Annotated in this window: 16 protein-coding genes and 1 pseudogene; 14 read left to right on the forward strand and 3 right to left on the reverse strand. The window is 62.8% G+C overall.

The window, feature by feature from the left end:
* Positions 1-10 precede the first annotated feature (10 nt).
* Together FCK22_RS01755 and tgt are read right to left on the reverse strand one after the other, a co-directional pair.
* Positions 11-1,105, reverse strand: a complete 1,095-nt coding sequence (locus tag FCK22_RS01755) for an alkene reductase (RefSeq protein WP_067265029.1) — start codon at positions 1,103-1,105, stop codon at positions 11-13.
* A gap of 105 nt (positions 1,106-1,210) precedes the next feature.
* Positions 1,211-2,338: a tRNA guanosine(34) transglycosylase Tgt gene (gene tgt, locus FCK22_RS01760; RefSeq protein ID WP_067265027.1), complete on the reverse strand. Its 1,128-nt coding sequence runs from the start codon at positions 2,336-2,338 to the stop codon at positions 1,211-1,213.
* A 295-nt stretch (positions 2,339-2,633) separates the two neighbouring features.
* Here tgt and FCK22_RS01765 point away from each other — a divergent pair, with 295 nt between their 5' ends.
* From FCK22_RS01765 to tpiA, 8 genes are all read left to right on the forward strand, one after another.
* On the forward strand, positions 2,634-4,325 hold the full coding sequence (locus tag FCK22_RS01765; RefSeq protein ID WP_136720160.1) for a mechanosensitive ion channel domain-containing protein: 1,692 nt from the start codon (positions 2,634-2,636) through the stop codon (positions 4,323-4,325).
* A gap of 68 nt (positions 4,326-4,393) precedes the next feature.
* On the forward strand, positions 4,394-5,776 hold the full coding sequence (gene rimK / locus FCK22_RS01770) for a 30S ribosomal protein S6--L-glutamate ligase (RefSeq protein WP_067265023.1): 1,383 nt from the start codon (positions 4,394-4,396) through the stop codon (positions 5,774-5,776).
* A gap of 93 nt (positions 5,777-5,869) precedes the next feature.
* The gene (locus FCK22_RS01775; RefSeq protein WP_067265021.1) at positions 5,870-6,232 is read left to right on the forward strand and encodes an SUF system Fe-S cluster assembly protein; all 363 of its coding nucleotides are present in this window, start codon (positions 5,870-5,872) and stop codon (positions 6,230-6,232) included.
* 186 nt (positions 6,233-6,418) lie between these two features.
* Positions 6,419-7,630 carry a glycerophosphodiester phosphodiesterase family protein gene (locus tag FCK22_RS01780; RefSeq protein WP_197470913.1) on the forward strand — a complete coding sequence of 404 codons (1,212 nt, stop codon included), beginning with the start codon at positions 6,419-6,421 and terminating at the stop codon, positions 7,628-7,630.
* A 116-nt stretch (positions 7,631-7,746) separates the two neighbouring features.
* Entirely contained in the window at positions 7,747-8,364 is a 618-nt protein-coding gene (locus FCK22_RS01785) for a hypothetical protein (protein WP_067265019.1), read from the forward strand.
* 113 nt (positions 8,365-8,477) lie between these two features.
* Positions 8,478-9,191, forward strand: a complete 714-nt coding sequence (locus tag FCK22_RS01790) for a DUF3307 domain-containing protein (RefSeq protein ID WP_067265016.1) — start codon at positions 8,478-8,480, stop codon at positions 9,189-9,191.
* A 53-nt stretch (positions 9,192-9,244) separates the two neighbouring features.
* Positions 9,245-9,607 carry an iron-sulfur cluster assembly accessory protein gene (locus tag FCK22_RS01795; RefSeq protein ID WP_067265014.1) on the forward strand — a complete coding sequence of 121 codons (363 nt, stop codon included), beginning with the start codon at positions 9,245-9,247 and terminating at the stop codon, positions 9,605-9,607.
* A gap of 83 nt (positions 9,608-9,690) precedes the next feature.
* A complete protein-coding gene (gene tpiA / locus FCK22_RS01800; protein WP_067265012.1) occupies positions 9,691-10,440 on the forward strand; it encodes a triose-phosphate isomerase in 750 nt (249 codons plus the stop codon).
* Between the two features lie 38 nt (positions 10,441-10,478).
* On the opposite strand, the gene FCK22_RS01805 is transcribed toward tpiA, so the two are convergent.
* Positions 10,479-10,940, reverse strand: coding sequence for an Lrp/AsnC family transcriptional regulator (locus FCK22_RS01805; RefSeq protein ID WP_067265010.1), 462 nt, complete (start codon positions 10,938-10,940; stop codon positions 10,479-10,481).
* Positions 10,941-11,084: 144 nt separating this feature from the next.
* Between FCK22_RS01805 and cysG the strand changes: the two genes are divergently transcribed.
* The 6 genes and pseudogenes from cysG to FCK22_RS01835 all read left to right on the forward strand — a co-directional run bounded on the left by cysG (position 11,085) and on the right by FCK22_RS01835 (position 16,578).
* Entirely contained in the window at positions 11,085-12,479 is a 1,395-nt protein-coding gene (gene cysG, locus FCK22_RS01810; RefSeq protein WP_067265009.1) for a siroheme synthase CysG, read from the forward strand.
* Between the two features lies 1 nt (position 12,480).
* Positions 12,481-12,777 carry a DUF2849 domain-containing protein gene (locus FCK22_RS01815; RefSeq protein WP_136720162.1) on the forward strand — a complete coding sequence of 99 codons (297 nt, stop codon included), beginning with the start codon at positions 12,481-12,483 and terminating at the stop codon, positions 12,775-12,777.
* A complete protein-coding gene (locus FCK22_RS01820) occupies positions 12,777-14,453 on the forward strand; it encodes a nitrite/sulfite reductase (RefSeq protein ID WP_067267920.1) in 1,677 nt (558 codons plus the stop codon). Before FCK22_RS01815 ends, FCK22_RS01820 begins: the two co-directional genes overlap by 1 nt.
* Positions 14,443-15,233 (forward strand): annotated as a pseudogene (locus tag FCK22_RS01825) (phosphoadenylyl-sulfate reductase). Before FCK22_RS01820 ends, FCK22_RS01825 begins: the two are co-directional and overlap by 11 nt.
* Positions 15,230-15,661, forward strand: coding sequence for a DUF934 domain-containing protein (locus tag FCK22_RS01830; RefSeq protein ID WP_067267924.1), 432 nt, complete (start codon positions 15,230-15,232; stop codon positions 15,659-15,661). Before FCK22_RS01825 ends, FCK22_RS01830 begins: the two are co-directional and overlap by 4 nt.
* A 68-nt stretch (positions 15,662-15,729) precedes the next feature.
* Entirely contained in the window at positions 15,730-16,578 is an 849-nt protein-coding gene (locus tag FCK22_RS01835) for a ferredoxin--NADP reductase (RefSeq protein ID WP_067267937.1), read from the forward strand.
* Positions 16,579-16,607: the final 29 nt, after the last annotated feature.

The raw sequence follows: 16,607 nt of genomic DNA on the forward strand, positions 1-16,607 counted from the left end.
GCCTGATCGGTCAGGCTTCGGCCTGTTCCAGCGTCGGGTAATCGGTAAAGCCTTCACGCCCACCGCCATAGTAGGTATCGGTATCGCCCTCGTTCAGCGACCCGTTCATCTGCCAGCGGCGCGGCAGATCGGGGTTGGCGATGAAGGGGCGGCCCACGGCGATCAGATCGGCCTTATCCTCGGCCACAGCCTTGATCGCCATCTCGCGGTCATAGCCGTTGTTGGCCATGTAAGGCCCGTCAAAGAGCGCCCGCAACGCGGCGATGCTTTCGCCTTCGTCCAACTCGCGCGAGCCGCCTGTCGCGCCTTCGACAAGGTGCAGATAGGACAGGTTGTACCGGTTCAGCCCCTTCACGACATACTCAAAGGTCTCTTGCGGATTGGCGTCTTCGATCCCGTTGGCGGGCGAAAAGGGCGAGAGGCGCAGCCCCACACGTTCGCCGCCCCAGACTTCCGTCACCGCATCCAGCACCTCGAACAGCAGCCGCGCGCGGTTTTCCACGCTGCCGCCATAGGCATCGTCGCGTTTGTTGCTACCGGTTTTCAGGAATTGGTCCAGCAGATAGCCATTGGCCCCGTGAACCTCGACCCCGTCGAAGCCTGCTTTCTTGGCCATCTCGGCGGCGTGAGCATAGTCGGCGACCAGACGCGGCATCTCTTCGATTTCGAGCGCACGCGGCTCGGAAGTATCCTCGAACCCGTTGGCGGTGAAGGTTTTCACGCCAGCGCCGATAGCAGAAGGCGCGACAGGCTTGCCGCCATCAGGCTGTAGGGAGGTGTGGCTGATCCGGCCCACATGCCACAGTTGGATGACGATCCGCCCGCCTTCGGCATGCACCGCGTCGGTCACCTTGCGCCATGCGGCGACTTGGCCCTCGCTATGAATGCCGGGGGTCTGGAAATAGCCCTTGCCCTCGGGGCTGATCTGCGTGGCCTCGGTGATGATGATGCCCGCGCCAGCCCGCTGGCGATAATAGTCGACATGCATGTCCGAGACTTCGCCGGTCTTATTATCCGCGCGGTTGCGCGTCAGGGGGGCCATCACCAAACGGTTCTCGGCCGCGATCTCACCGGCGGTGAAAGGGGTAAAAAGCTTCTCGGTCATATTCGGGCCTTTCCTTGCAATAGAATCTGCAAGGCACCTAAGACCCTGCCACCTTGCAGCAAGGATCATCCGCACAAATTCCCGTGAGGCCGAAGCGCTCGCCCCTCAGAGCGGGTCGATGTCGCCCTGTTCGCGGCCTGCGTGGAAATCGGCCTGCCACTGGGTGAACCGCCCCGCCGCGATGGCCGTGCGCATGCCGGCCATAATGTCTTGGTAGTATTGCAGGTTGTGCCACGTCAGCAGCATGGACGAGATGATCTCTTGGCTGCGGAAGACATGATGCAGATAGGCGCGCGAATAGTTGCGGCAGGCTGGGCAGCTGCAATTCTCATCCAGCGGGCGCGGATCATCCTGATGCCGCGCGTTCTTGATGTTGAGCACGCCCATCCGGGTAAAGACCTGCCCCGTGCGGCCAGAGCGTGAGGGCAGCACACAGTCCATCATGTCGATGCCCCGCGCCACGGCACCGACGATATCGTCGGGCTTGCCCACGCCCATCAGGTAGCGCGGCTTGTCCTCGGGCAGCATGTCGGTCGAGAAGTCCAAGGTGGAGAACATCGCCTGCTGCCCCTCCCCCACGGCCAGACCGCCGACGGCATAGCCGTCAAAGCCGATCTCGCGCAGCGCCTCGGCGCTTTCTTGGCGGAAGTCTTCCTCCAACCCGCCTTGCTGGATGCCGAACAGCATGTGGCCGGGGCGGTCGCCAAATGCCTCCCGGCTACGCTTGGCCCAACGCATCGACAAGCGCATGCTTTCGGCGATGCGGTCCCGGTCGGCGGGCAGCGCCGGGCATTCGTCGAAACACATGACGATGTCCGAGCCCAGAAGCTCCTGAATCTCCATCGAGCGCTCCGGCGTGATCTCATGTTTGGAGCCGTCAATGTGGCTTTTGAAAGTCACGCCGCGTTCGGTCAGCTTGCGCAGGCCTGCAAGGCTCATCACCTGAAAACCGCCACTGTCGGTCAGGATCGGCTTGTCCCAGTTCATGAACTTATGCAGCCCGCCCAAGGCGGCCACACGCTCTGCCGTGGGGCGCAGCATCAGGTGGTAGGTATTGCCCAGCAGAATGTCCGCGCCGGTGGAGGCCACGCTTTCGGGCATCATCGCCTTGACCGTCGCCGCTGTGCCCACGGGCATAAAAGCGGGCGTGCGGATCTCGCCGCGCGGGGTTTGGATCACGCCGCTGCGTGCCTTGCCGTCCTGCGCGTGTTTGGTGAATCCGGTGCTGGTCATACGCTGCCCTCTCTGCCTGCGACTGGCGCGATAAACCAGTGGCGGGAAACATGCAATAAAGCTGAAATAGCCGAGATTGCACGAGAATGATATCGTTCAAAGGATAACGGGCTTAGGGCTTGGTCGTCGCCGCTTGATCACCCCCAAGGCATTCCTGCGACCGCTTTGAAGCCAGCAATCCAACTATGCGCGGCTCGCTACGCGCAACCTCAACGCAGCCCAAAAGCCCGCAAATAGCGGTTCAAAGCGCCGCGTAGCCTTGAATTGCCCGAACCCCCGCTACATTGCGCTATCCATGCAGCGGCTTGCCTTACTCTCACGCGCTTTCGCGACCGTGTTTCCTCGTTTTCTGGGGGCCTTCCTGCTGGCGATTGCGCTGCTGACGGGAGCCGCCACCGGGCAGGCGCAGGGGAAATGGTTTCAAACGACCGAGCTGAACCCCGGCCTGCCGCCCCCGCCTGAGACGCTGGACCGCGGCACACCGATGGCGGCGTTGGAAAGCTTCATCTACCTCACCGACAATGGGCACTATTCGGACGCGGCCCATATCCTTGACCTGTCGGACCTGCCGCAAGGGGATCAGGCGGTTACCGGGGCCGAGCGTGCCTTCCAACTTTCCGTCCTGATGGAGCGCAAGGTCGTCGTGCCATGGCGCAGGTTGGCAGACCGGCCCGACGGCTGGCTCTCAGGCTCGGCCGAGGACAATGACACCGGGCGCGTGCGCCGCTCGCTCTTGATCGACCGTCTGGAACTGGGCGGCCATGACGTGCCGCTGCGGCTCAACCGGATCAAACCCGGTGAGGATGCCGAACCGGTCTGGGTCTTCTCGCGCCAGAGCATCGACAATATTCCGCATCTGCACGCGCAGTATGGCCCGACAGACCTTGAGACGATGCTGCCCGACTGGCTGCGCATCCGCGCCTTTTGGGGCATGTACCTGTGGGAGGTGCTGTTCCTGCCCCTGCTGGTCGTCGTCGCCCTGACAGCCGGTTGGTTCGCCTTTAGCATCATGCGCCGCCTCGGGCAGGCCGCCAAACGCCGCTGGATGCGCTTTGTGTTGCGCTCTTTCCGCTGGCCCGCCGCCATCGTGCTTTGCGCGGCAATCATTGGCACGGCCACCAGCAGGGTCTTGGTTGTCTCGGGCTTTATCGACGCGGTGCTGAGCCCGATTTTGCTGATCGCCTATGTTACCGCCGCCGCCCTCGCCATTGTCTTTACCTTTGACGAGATCTTTGACCGGATCAGCCCCAACAACGCCTATGAGCTTGCCGATCCGATGAACGCCCATATGCGCTCTATCGCCACGACAATCGCGGCGGCGCGTAAAGGGGTGATCGTGATCGCCGTGCTGGTGGCCTCAGGGGTGATCCTCGTCTCCAGCAATGCGGACAATACGCTGGGTCTGTCGCTGCTGGCTTCTGCCGGTGCGGTGACCATCGTCTTGGGTTTCGCCGCGCGTGAGGTTCTGGGCAATATCCTCGCCTCCATCCAGATCGCGCTGAACCGTTCTGCACGGATCGGGGATCAGCTGATCTTCGAAGGGCATTTCTGCACCGTTGAGCAAATTCACTTTACTTACGTTCAATTGCTCAACTGGAACGGCACCCGGCTGATCGTGCCGGTCAGCTATTTCGTCTCCGACGCCTTTGAAAACTGGTCGATCGAGGATCACGCCATGGTGCGCCCCATCATTCTGACCCTGTCGCAAAACGCTGATGTGGCAGCCCTGCGCCGTGTGTTTTTTGACCTCTTGGCCCGCGAAGACCCCGATGATGTCAAACCGATGGACAAGGCCAAGGTGCATGTGCTCGACCAAGATGCCTTTGGCATCAAGGTGCGCTTCGAGTTGCCCACCGACAATGCCGCCACCTTTTGGGATATCGAATGCCGCGTGCGTGAGGAACTTCTTGCCGCCGCCGCGCGGATGGAGAAAGAAGACGACGTCCGCATGTTGCCCCCCGCCCCTGCGGATATGGGCACCCCCTGACATCGCGCCGCTTGATGCAGCCCCTGCCGCAGGTTAGGCAGGCAGACCAATGACCCAAGGAGCAGGCAATGGAAAAACTCACATTCGGTTGGGAAGAATGGGTTGCCCTGCCCGATCTTGGCCTGCCCGCGATCAAAGCAAAAGTCGACACCGGCGCGCGCACCTCGGCGCTGCATGCCCATGACATCGAAGTCTTCGGCCCCGCCTCCAAGCCCAAGGTGCGGTTCAACGTGCATCCCATCGCCGGGCGTGAAGATATCTCGATCACTTGTTCCGCCCCGATCATCGACCGGCGCGAGGTGACCTCTTCCAACGGCGAATCCGAGCAACGTTTCGTCATTGCCACCACGCTTGAGGTCGGCGGCCAAAGCTGGCCCATCGACGTCACCCTGACCAACCGGGGCACCATGACCAGCCGCATGCTGCTGGGCCGTCAGGCGCTGACCGAACATATCAACATCTCGGCCACTGAACGGCGTTTGCAACCTGACCTGAATTACGACGTCTACCACACCGCCAGCCTGCGCCACAAAGCGCCGCAGCGTGCCCTGCGCATCGCTGTACTGAGCCGGGAAGACAACTATTCCACCCGCCGGCTGGTCGAGGTGGGCGAAGCGCGCGGCCATGTGGTTGAGGTGATCGACACCACGCGTTGCTATATGGCGATCAACCAACTCGCCCCCGAGGTGCATTACGACGGCAAGCGCCTGCCGCGCTACGACGCGGTGATCCCGCGCATCGGCGCGTCGATCACCCCCTATGGCACCGCCGTGATCCGCCAGTTCGAGACGATCGGCACCTATTGCGTCAACGGCTCTGCCGGGATCACCGCGAGCCGCGACAAGCTGCACGCGCATCAGGTCTTGGCCGCTAAAAAGATCGGCATGCCGACCACGGCCTTTGCCGCATCACCGAAAGACACCTCCAACCTGATGGCGCTGGTGGGCACCGCGCCGCTGATCGTGAAGCTGCTGGAGTCGACCCAAGGCAAGGGTGTCGTGCTGGCGGAAACTAAGAAGGCCGCCGAAAGTGTGATCGACGCCTTTCGTGGCCTGCGCGCCAACTTCCTCGTGCAGGACTTCGTCAAGGAGGCCGCCGGTGAAGACATCCGCTGCCTCGTGGTGGCGGGCAAGGTCGTAGCCTCCATGAAACGCACGGGCGCCGAGGGGGACTTCCGTTCAAACCTGCACCGGGGCGGCTCGGCCAAGGTCGTGCGCATCTCGAAAGAGGAACGCGATACCGCCGTGCGCGCCGCCCGTGCCTTTGGCCTCGGCATCGCCGGGGTCGATCTGCTGCGATCTGAAAGCGGGCCAAAGGTGCTTGAGGTCAACTCCTCCCCCGGGTTCGAGGGGATCGAGAATGCCACCAAGAAAGACATCGTCGGCAAGGTCTATGATGAGATCGAAGCCCGGGTGAAGCCACAGCCCGCGCGGCGTCGCAAAGGCGGATAACGGGGGCGGCAGCGGCCCCGCCCGGCTCGGGGCCACTTTACGCCCCTGCCCGCAATCCCTATATAAAACGTCGAGAATGATGCGAGGCAAGAGATGACCGAACAGACCCAACCGCTCGAAGGGACACCGCTGATTGCGCCCTCCTCCACCGATCACCCGCTTTACGAGCATGTCGTTGAGGCTTGTCGCACGGTCTATGACCCTGAGATCCCGGTGAATATCTATGAACTGGGGCTGATCTACACCATCGACATCAACGACGAGAATGAAGTCGACATCAAGATGTCGCTGACCGCGCCCGGCTGCCCCGTGGCCGGTGAGATGCCCGGCTGGGTTGCCGATGCGGTTGAGCCGATTGCCGGGGTCAAGCAAGTCAATGTGGCACTGGTTTGGGAGCCGCCTTGGGGCATGGATATGATGTCGGACGAAGCCCGCCTTGAACTGGGCTTCATGTAAGCGACAGCTTTACAAGCGAAGAACAGACGCCGTCGATGCTGGACATCGGCGGCGTTTTCTTTTGGCCGCATCCCGCCGAGCGGGACGGCCAAGCATTGTTCATTTGACTGACATGATCCGGTCGTGAAACCGTTACATCGGGCACCCATAGAAGCCCCAGAACTTCATTCACGAACGGATAACATTATGCGAACACTTGTTTCTCTCGCCGCTCTGGCCCTCGCGCCCGGCATGGCGCTGGCCCAGGCCGATGCTGCCGCGACCCCGGTCGAATACGGCCCCCGCCCGGCCTATCTGGTGGACAAGCTGCCCGAGGGCGCATTGAAGGACAAGCTGGCCTCCTGCATGGGGCAAGACGCCACCAAGACCGATTTCTCCATCGGCCACCGTGGCGCGCCGCTGATGTTTCCTGAGCATACCGTGCAATCCAACGTCGCCGCCGCGCGTATGGGCGCGGGCATCTTGGAATGCGACGTGACCTTTACCGCCGATCATGAGCTGGTCTGCCGCCACGCGCAGAACGACCTGCACACAACGACGAACATCCTCGTCTCCGATCTGGCCGAGAAATGCACCACCGGCTTCACCGCCGCGTCAGGTGACACGCCCGCCAGCGCCGAATGCCGCACCTCCGACATCACCTTGGCCGAGTTCCGCACCCTGACGCCCAAGATGGACAGCGCCGACAAGACCGCCACCACCGCCGAAGACTATCAGGGCGGCGTCGCGAATTGGCGCACCGAGCTTTACAGCGATAAGGCCGATCTGATGACCCATGCGGAATCGATTGAACTGTTCAAATCTCTGGGCGCCAAGTTCACGCCAGAGCTGAAATCCCCCTCCGTCGAGATGCCGCATGAGGGTTTTTCTCAGGAAGACTACGCGCAGAAGCTGGTGGATGAATATGTCGCCGCAGGCATCCCCGCCTCCGACGTTTGGCCGCAGTCCTTCAACCTCGAAGACGTGCTTTACTGGGTTGATAACACACCCGAATTCGGCAAGCAGGCTGTCTATCTGGTGCAATGGTCCGACGGTTTTGATGAGCAAAAACCCGAGACTTGGGCCGAAGATTTCGCTGATCTGAAAGCCAAGGGCGTGAACTACCTCGCCCCCTCGCTCAACATGATGCTGACCAACAAGGACGGCGCCATTGCCGCATCCGAATACGCCATGGCCGCGAAAGAAGCGGGGCTGACCCTGATTGCATGGACGCTGGAGCGTTCCGGCCCGCTCGCCTCCGGTGGCGGTTGGTACTTCCAGTCGGTCAATGACATCGTGAAAGACGACAGCGACTATCTGGTGGCGCTGGATGTGCTAGCTCAAGATGTCGGCGTGGCCGGTGTCTTCTCAGACTGGCCTGCGACCGTAACCTATTATGCGAACTGCATGGGCCTCTGATCGGTCCTAGCCGTTAGATCGCCAGTAGGGCCGCCCCTCTCGGGCGGCCCTTTCCCGTGGCCGGGCTTGCATGGATTTCGCCTTCCTGCGACATTGCGGGAAACAAGGGGCAAGCCATGGAAACTTGGGCAATTTTTACCGGCGATATCGTGAAATCCTCCGCGATGAGCCGGGCGGAGTTGGATGCCATCTTCGCGCGCCTTGATGATGCCTCCGAGGCGCTGACTGCTTGGCAAGGCCAGCCCGCCCGGATGACCCGTTTTCGTGGAGATGGCTGGCAGATGGCCGTGGCGCCCACTTTCACCTTCCGCGCAGCCCTCGTCCTACGCGCCACCGTGCGCCGCTGCGGCAAGACCGCTGACACCCGCTTTGGCATCGGTATCGGCCCCGCGCATTTCGCAGGTAACGACCTATCCCGCGCGGACGGAGCGGCACTGGTCAGCTCCGGCCACGCGCTCGACAACATGCCCCGCGCGCGACGCATGCACGCGCCCGACGCCCCCCTCGCCCTGCGCACGGCCCTGCCCCTCGCCGACCGGATCGCGGGCGGCTGGACCAAGCGCCAAGCCGATGTCGCCTATTACATGCTGGCCCCCGACCCGCCCGTCCAAGCAGAGCTTGCGCGGCAGTTTGACCTGACGCAGCAGAGCGTGCAGGGCCATGTGGAGGCGGCGGGGATCGATGAGTTGCGGGAGGTCTGCGAGGTTCTCGAGGCGCGCAAAACAGCTTTTTAAGCCTGTTTTACCGAGTTACAGCCAAATTAGACTGTTAGGCACTGTAAGAAAACACTTGTCCCGGCTCGCCATGGCTTTTCAAATGGACGCCATCACCAACTACCGGAATTTCCATGACCGAACAGGCCATCGCCACCGCTCTCGCTTGCCTAATCGCTCACCTTCTGGCCGATTTCGTTTTTCAAACCAATGCGATGGTCGCCGCCAAGCGCAAGCCGCAGGTGCTGCTGCTCCACGGCGCTATCGTCTTTGCCCTGACCGCATTGGCCCTCGGCGGCAGTTTGATCCCTGCCGCCCTCCTCGCGCTTGCCCATACCGCGATTGATGCGCTCAAGACCTACGCCGTGCCGGAGCACCAGCGCGACCGGCTTTGGCCCTACCTTACCGATCAACTTGCCCACCTCATCAGCATCGTGGCCCTTGTCCTCTATGCGCCCGATGCCTTTGCCAGCGGCATCTGGGCCGACCACAGCGGTACGCTCATCCCGCCTGCGCTGTTCCTTGCCGGGCTGATCACCGCGACCCTTGCGGGCGGTCCGGCGGTGGGCGGCCTGATGCTGCCACACAAAGCTCAAGCCCAACCGGATGGGCTGGAGAATGCGGGCCGGATGATCGGCCTGCTGGAACGCGCGTTGATCTTTCTAATGGTCATGATCGGCGAGCCTGCGGGTATCGGTTTTCTCATCGCGGCAAAGTCGGTTCTGCGCTTTGACACCGTGAAAAAGAACCAAAAGATAAGCGAATACGTGATTATCGGGACGCTGGCCTCATTCGGCTGGGCGCTCATCGCCGCCTTCGCCACCAAGGCCGCAATGAATTCCTTCTGACGGCTTGAGATCGCCGCGCCGCACCCCTATCTTGGCGGCATAGGAGATTTGTGATGTTTGGCATTCCCGGCAAGCAAGCCGTTACCATGACCCCCAAAGCCGCTGGCCAGATTGCGAAGCTGATGCAATCGGCGGGCCACGCCGGGCTGCGCATTGGCGTCAAGAAAGGCGGCTGTGCGGGGATGGAATACACCATGGAATACGTCGAAGCGACCGACCCCAATGATGAGGTGGTCGAACAAGACGGCGCGCGGGTGATGATCGCGCCCATGGCGCAGATGTTCCTCTTCGGCACGGAAATCGACTATGAAACAACACTGCTCGAGTCCGGTTTCAAATTCCGCAATCCCAATGTGACCGAAGCCTGCGGCTGCGGCGAATCCATTAAATTCGACGAAAGCCTCGGCGCGAAGTGAGCGCGCCGATCTGCCCCGGCCTTGACGAAAGGCCACGGGCCTGCGAACTGATCTGGCAACAGTAACAGATCAGGACGGAACCGATGCGCCCCAAAATCGCCGCCGGCAACTGGAAAATGAACGGCACCGCCGCCGCGCTGACAGAGCTTCACAACCTTGCCACCGGCCTGCCCGAAAACCCGCCGCAGGTCGTGATCTGCCCGCCCAGCACCCTCCTCTTTCGCGCCACCGACGCCACCCATGGCAGCCCGATCCAGATCGGTGCACAGGATTGCCATGCCGAAGAAGCGGGCGCCTACACCGGCGATATCTCTGCCGCGATGGTTGCCGACAGCGGGGCGAGCCATGTGATCCTCGGCCATTCCGAGCGCCGCGATGCCCACCGCGAGACCGATGCCGATGTGCAAGCCAAGGCTGTTGCCGCATGGGGTGCCGGTCTCACCGCCATCATCTGCATCGGCGAAAGCGAGGCTGAGCGGGACGCGGGCCAGACCCTCGACATTATCGGCGCGCAGCTCGACGGCTCCCTCCCCAATGCTGTGGAGGCCGGGAACACCGTTATCGCTTATGAGCCGATTTGGGCCATCGGCACCGGCAAAGTCCCCAGCATTGCGCAGATCAAAGAGGTGCATGACTTCATTCGCGCCCGCCTGATCGACCGTTTCGGCGCGGAGATCGGCAATGCGCTTCCCCTGCTCTACGGCGGTTCGGTAAAAGCCGCGAATGCGGTCGAAATCTTCGCCGTCGAAAACGTCGATGGCGCGTTGGTCGGCGGGGCCAGCCTCAAGGCCGAGGATTTCGCGCCTATCGTGACGGCCCTCGCCCAGTCCTAAGCCAATGCGGGGCGGCGGAGGCTCCCGCCGCCCTCCTCTTACAGCGGCAGCATCGTCGTCGATTTGATCTCTTCCATCGACAAAAGCGCTGTGACGTTATGCACTTTCACCTCTGAAATCAGCGCCTGATAAAAGACATCATAGGCCCGCGCGTTCTTGACCCGCACCTTCAGGATATAGTCGATATCCCCCGCCAGACGGTGCGCCTCTTGCACCTCGGGCCGGTCTTTCAACGCCTGCAAAAACGCCGCCTGCCAGGCCGCCTCATGCTCTGACGTGCGGATCAGGACAAAGAAACAGGCCTCGAACCCGAGCGCTTCGGAATCCAGCACCACGGTCTGCTGACCGATGACCCCGGCTTCGCGCAGCTTGCGTATCCGATTCCACACCGGCGTCTTTGAAGACCCTACTTCACGGGCAATATCGTCTAGCGATTGGCTCGCATCCCGTTGCAGCTGCGCCAAAATCTTCCGGTCGGTCTCATCAATTCGGACAGTCATTCTCTTCTCTCTCGTCCCGGCAGGACGTTCATACTCAACCTGCGGCCAAAGCGAACGCATGTTCTTATCTGCGCCAGCATATAGCCAATTATCGGGAATATTTCCTATATAAGAGGTCACGTCAAACAGAATACAGGGCGCATCATGGATCACTTTCCCATCTTCCTCGCCACCCGCGGGCAAAAGATCCTCCTCTCCGGCGGCGGCGAAGCCGCTCTGGCCAAGCTGCGTCTGCTGATGAAAACCAAAGCGGCGCTGCATGTCTTCGCCCCCGACCCGGCGGCAGAGATCGTAGATTGGCAAGCGGCAGGCAAGCTCACCCTGCACCGCCGCCCCCTCACCGCCACCGATCTGCCCGGCGCGCGGTTGTTCTATGCAGCGGATGAGGATGACGCGCTGGATGCCGAGAATGCCGCGCTGGCCCATGCGGCTGGCGTACTGGTCAACATCGTCGACAACCTGCACGACAGCGAATTCATCACCCCCGCCATCGTCGACCGCGATCCGGTGACCGTGGCCATCGGCACCGAAGGCGCCGCCCCGGTGCTGGCCCGTGCCATCAAGGCCGATCTGGAAGAGCGTCTGCCCGTCACCCTCGGCCCGCTGGCGCGCATCGGCAAAGGCTTTCGCAAGCTGGCCGATGCCCTGCCCATGGGCCGCGCGCGCCGTGATTTCTGGCGGGAGTATTATTTCGCCACCGGCCCCCGCGCCATGGCTGAGGGCAAGGATACTGTGCGCCCGGCGCTGAAAACCCTGCTGCACACCCACCTCACCCGCAAAGCCCGCGCAGGCCATGTGGCATTTGTCGGCGGTGGCCCGGGCGACCCGGAACTGCTGACGCTCAAGGCCCGCCGCGCGCTGGATGAGGCCGATGTGGTGATCTACGACCGGCTGATCAGCCCCGAGATCCTCGAACTCGCCCGCCGCGAGGCGCTGATGATCGACGTCGGCAAAGAAGGTTTCGGCCCCTCCACGGCCCAAGAGCACATCAACGCCCTGCTGGTCGAACACGCGCAAAGCGGCGCACAGGTGGTGCGGTTGAAATCCGGCGATGCCACGGTCTTTGGCCGGCTCGACGAAGAGATCGACGCGGTCGACGCCCATGGCATCGGCTGGCACATCGTGCCCGGCATCACCGCCGCCTCCGCCGCCGTGGCGGGCATCGGGCAGAGCCTGACCAAACGGGGCCGCAATGCCTCGGTCCGCTTCCTCACCGGGCACGACATGAAAGGTTTCGCCGATCACGACTGGGCCGCCCTCGCGCGCCCGAATGAAGTCGCCGCGATCTATATGGGCAAGAAATCCGCCCGTTTCGTCCAAGGCCGCCTGCTGATGCACGGCGCCGACCGCGCCACACCCGTCACCGTGATCGAAAACGCCTCGCGCGCCGATCAGCGGGTGCTGTCGACCACGCTGAACGATCTGCCGCGCGATCTGGCCGATGCCGAAATGACCGGCCCCGCGCTCACCTTCTACGGCCTCGCCCCGCGCGCCGCCGTCCAAGTTGCCACCGAAACCCCGCTAGAGGAGCTGGCCTGACATGCCCAAACCCTTCACCCCCAAGGTCATCACCGCCAATGCGCTGCTCGAAGGCGATGTCGTCTATCAAACCGCCACCGGCTGGACCCGCAAGCTCAGTGAGGCCGAAGTCCTCACCGATGAGGCCGACGCCGACCTGCGCCTGATCGACGCGCTGAGCCAACAGGATTTGGTCGTCGGCGTCTACCTCGCCGATGTGGCCCCCGAAGCGGGCGGCCCCCGCCCCACCCATTTCCGCGAAGAGTTCCGCGCCACCGGCCCCTCGAACTACGCCCACGGCAAACAGGAGACCGTCTGATGTACAGCTACACCGAATTCGACGACAAATTCCTCGCCGAGCGCAACGCCCAGTTCCGCGCCCAAGTCGAGCGCCGCATCGACGGCTCGCTCACCGAGGATGAGTTCAAACCCCTGCGCCTGATGAACGGCCTCTACCTGCAACTGCACGCCTATATGCTGCGGGTGGCGATCCCCTATGGCACGCTGAACAGCGCCCAGATGGACCAACTCGCCTATATCGCCGAGCGGTGGGACAAGGGCTACGGCCATTTCACCACGCGCCAGAACATTCAGTACAACTGGCCCGAATTGCGCGATGTGCCCGATATGCTCGACGCGCTGGCCGAGGTGAAGCTGCATGCGATCCAAACCTCCGGCAACACCATCCGCAACGTGACGGCGGACCATTTCGCCGGGGCCGCCGCCGATGAGGTCGCCGACCCCCGCCCGGTGGCCGAGTTGATCCGCCAATGGTCCACCGACCACCCCGAGTTCCAGTTCCTGCCGCGCAAGTTCAAGGTCGCCGTCACCGGCGCCGCCGCCGACCGTGCGGTGATCAAGGCCCATGACATCGGCCTGCGCATCGTCGAACGCGATGGCGAGCAGGGTTTCGAGGTCATCGTCGGTGGCGGCCTTGGCCGCACCCCGATGATCGGCAAGGTGCTCTATGATTTCGTGAAATATGAAGACCTGCTGCCCACGCTCGAAGCCATCGTCAGCGTCTACAACGTGCTCGGCCGCCGCGACAATAAGTACAAGGCGCGCATCAAGATCACCGTCCACGAGAACGGCATCGAAGACATCCGCGCCCGGGTCGACGCGCAATATGCGCTGATCCGCGACCAGTTCACCGGCATCGACCAGCAAATGCTGTCGCGTATCGAAGCCGATTTCGCAGCACCCGCGTTCAAAACAGCCTCCCTCGGGGCCTACGAGTCCGCCTATGCCAACGATCCGGTCTTCCGCGCCTGGGCCGATACCAACCTCGCCGCGCACCGCGCGCCCGGCTACGCCATCGTCTCGATCAGCCTCAAGGCCCATGGCGCCACGCCCGGCGACGCGACCGCAGACCAAATGCGCGTGATGGCCGACCTCGCCCGCCGCTTCGGCCATGACGAGCTGCGCATCAGTCATGAGCAGAACGTGATCCTGCCCCATGTGCACCGCAGCGACCTGCCCGAACTGCACGCCGCGCTGAAAGAGGCGAAACTCGCCACCGCCAACATCGGGCTGATCTCCGACATCATCGCCTGCCCCGGCATGGATTACTGCGCGCTGGCCACCGCGCGTTCCATCCCCATCGCGCAGGAAATCGCCACCCGTTTCGACGAGCTGAAGCTCGAACATGACGTGGGCCCGCTCAAGATCAAAATCTCCGGCTGCATCAACGCCTGCGGCCACCACCACGTGGGCCATATCGGCATCCTCGGCCTCGACCGCGCAGGCGTGGAGAACTACCAGATCACGCTCGGCGGTGACGGCACCGAGGACGCAAGCCTCGGCACCCGCACCGGCCCCGGCTTCTCGGCCGAGGAGATCATCCCCGCCATCGAACGCCTCGTTCTGGGCTATCTCGACCTGCGCAACGATCCCGGCGAGACCTTCCTGCAAGCCTACCGCCGCCTCGGCCTCGCGCCATTCAAAGCCGTGCTCTACCCCGACGCGGCAGAGAAGGATCGGGCCAATGCCGCTTGACACCCCTGAACTTCATCCTTTCTCAAATACCGATGCGCCGCCTCCCGAGGGGCTGCGCGCGGTCGAGGAAAAGGTGACACGGCTCAACGCCGAGTTCGCCACCACGGGGCGACGGATGTGATCCGCCGCGCCGATGCGGAGATTGAGAACCTTACCCTCGTCTCCAGCTTCGGCGCGGAATCGGTGGCGCTGTTGCACCTCGCCTCCATGGTCTCGCGGGACATCCCGGTGCTCTTTATCGACACCGAGATGCTCTTTGCCGAAACCCTCGTCTACCAGCAGGAGCTGAGCGAGCGCCTCGGCCTGCGCAATGTCACCACCCTGCGCAGCGCAGAGATCGCAGCACAGGACCCCGATGGCACGCTGCACCAATATGACACCGACGCCTGCTGCGCCCTGCGCAAGACCCGGCCCCTCCAGAGCGCACTTGCGGGCTATGACGGCTGGATCACCGGGCGCAAACGCTTTCAATCGGGCAGCCGCGCGGCCTTGGAGTTTTTCGAGACCGAGATCCCCGAAGACGGTGCAGCACCCCGGATCAAAGTGAACCCGCTGGCCTATTGGGCCAATTCCGATGTGGCCGACTACATCACCGAAAACCGCCTGCCCCGGCATCCGCTGGTGGCCAAGGGCTACCCATCGATCGGCTGCGCGCCCTGCACCTCGCCCGTGGCCCCGGGCGAAGACCCGCGCGCCGGGCGCTGGCGCGATCAGAACAAAGAAGAATGCGGCATCCATTTTGTGAACGGCAAAGTGGTCCGAACAGGAGACAAATCATGAGCGTACTCGTCACCGACACAGGCTTCACCGCCGACGACTGGACCCAAGGCTATTGCGAGGATAGCGCCGCGAACGATTGCCGCGCCGTCGATCTGGCCTCTGACGCCGATGCCCATGCCCTCACGCTGACCCCGGCGCTTGAGATGATCCGTGTCGATTTCCCCTCTTTCGCGGATGGGCGCGGCTTTACCATCGCCCGCGTCCTGCGCCTGCGCGGCTACAAGGGCCGCCTGCGCGCCCACGGGCATGTGCTGGCCGATCAATATGCCATGGCCCGCCGCGCCGGTTTCGATGAGGTCGAGATCGACGATGATCTGGCCGCCCGCCAGCCTGAGGACCAATGGCTGGCCCGCGCCGATTGGCAGGCCCATGACTATCAGTCCCGCCTGCGCGGTGCCGCATCCGGACCGGCGACCGCGGCCAAATAGGCCGCTTCATTGCCCTCCCCCCTTCCTTGCCATAAGTAGAGGCCGCAACCCGATTTGCGGAAACCATGATGACCGAGCAGAGCACAGTGAACCAAACCGCCGCCAAGCCCGTCCCGACATTGCCCGACGCCCAGACCGTGACCTCGGTTACGCACTGGACCGATCAGCTTTTCTCGTTCCGGGTGACCCGGCCCGCTTCGCTGCGGTTCCGCTCGGGCGAGTTCGTGATGATTGGCCTGATGGGCGACCCGCATCCCGAAACCGGCAAGCAAAAACCGCTCTTGCGCGCCTATTCCATCGCCTCGCCCGCCTGGGACGATGAGTTGGAGTTCTACTCGATCAAAGTGCAAGACGGCCCGCTGACCTCCAAGCTGCAGCACATCCAGCCCGGCGATCAGATCATCCTGCGGCCCAAACCCGTGGGCACGCTGGTCCATGACGCGCTGCTGCCCGGCGACCGGCTGTGGATGTTCGCCACCGGCACCGGCTTTGCCCCCTTCGCAAGCCTGCTGCGCGAGCCTGAGACCTATGAGAAATTCGACGAGGTCATCGTCACCCACACCTGCCGCGACGTGGCAGAGCTTGAGTATGGCCGCCAGTTGATCGAAGGGCTGAAGGCTGACGAGCTGATGCAGGAACTCATCGGCCCGGAAAACCTTGCCAAGATTCGCTATTACCCGACCACCACCCGCGAAGAGAGCCCCAAGATGGGCCGGATCACCAATCTTTTGCAGGATGGCACGGTGTTCGAAGATCTGGGCGTGCCCCAGATCAATGCCGCCCATGACCGCGCCATGGTCTGCGGCAGCCTTGGGTTCAACAAGGATATTATGGAGATTCTCGAAGGCTTTGGCCTCACCGAGGGTGCCAATTCCGACCCTCAGCATTTCGTCGTCGAAAAGGCTTTCGTCGGCTAAGCCGAATTAAGCCTTACGAAAGGTCGCAG

This window comes from Sulfitobacter sp. 15WGC (assembly GCF_005068605.1).
GTDB lineage: Bacteria > Pseudomonadota > Alphaproteobacteria > Rhodobacterales > Rhodobacteraceae > Sulfitobacter > Sulfitobacter faviae.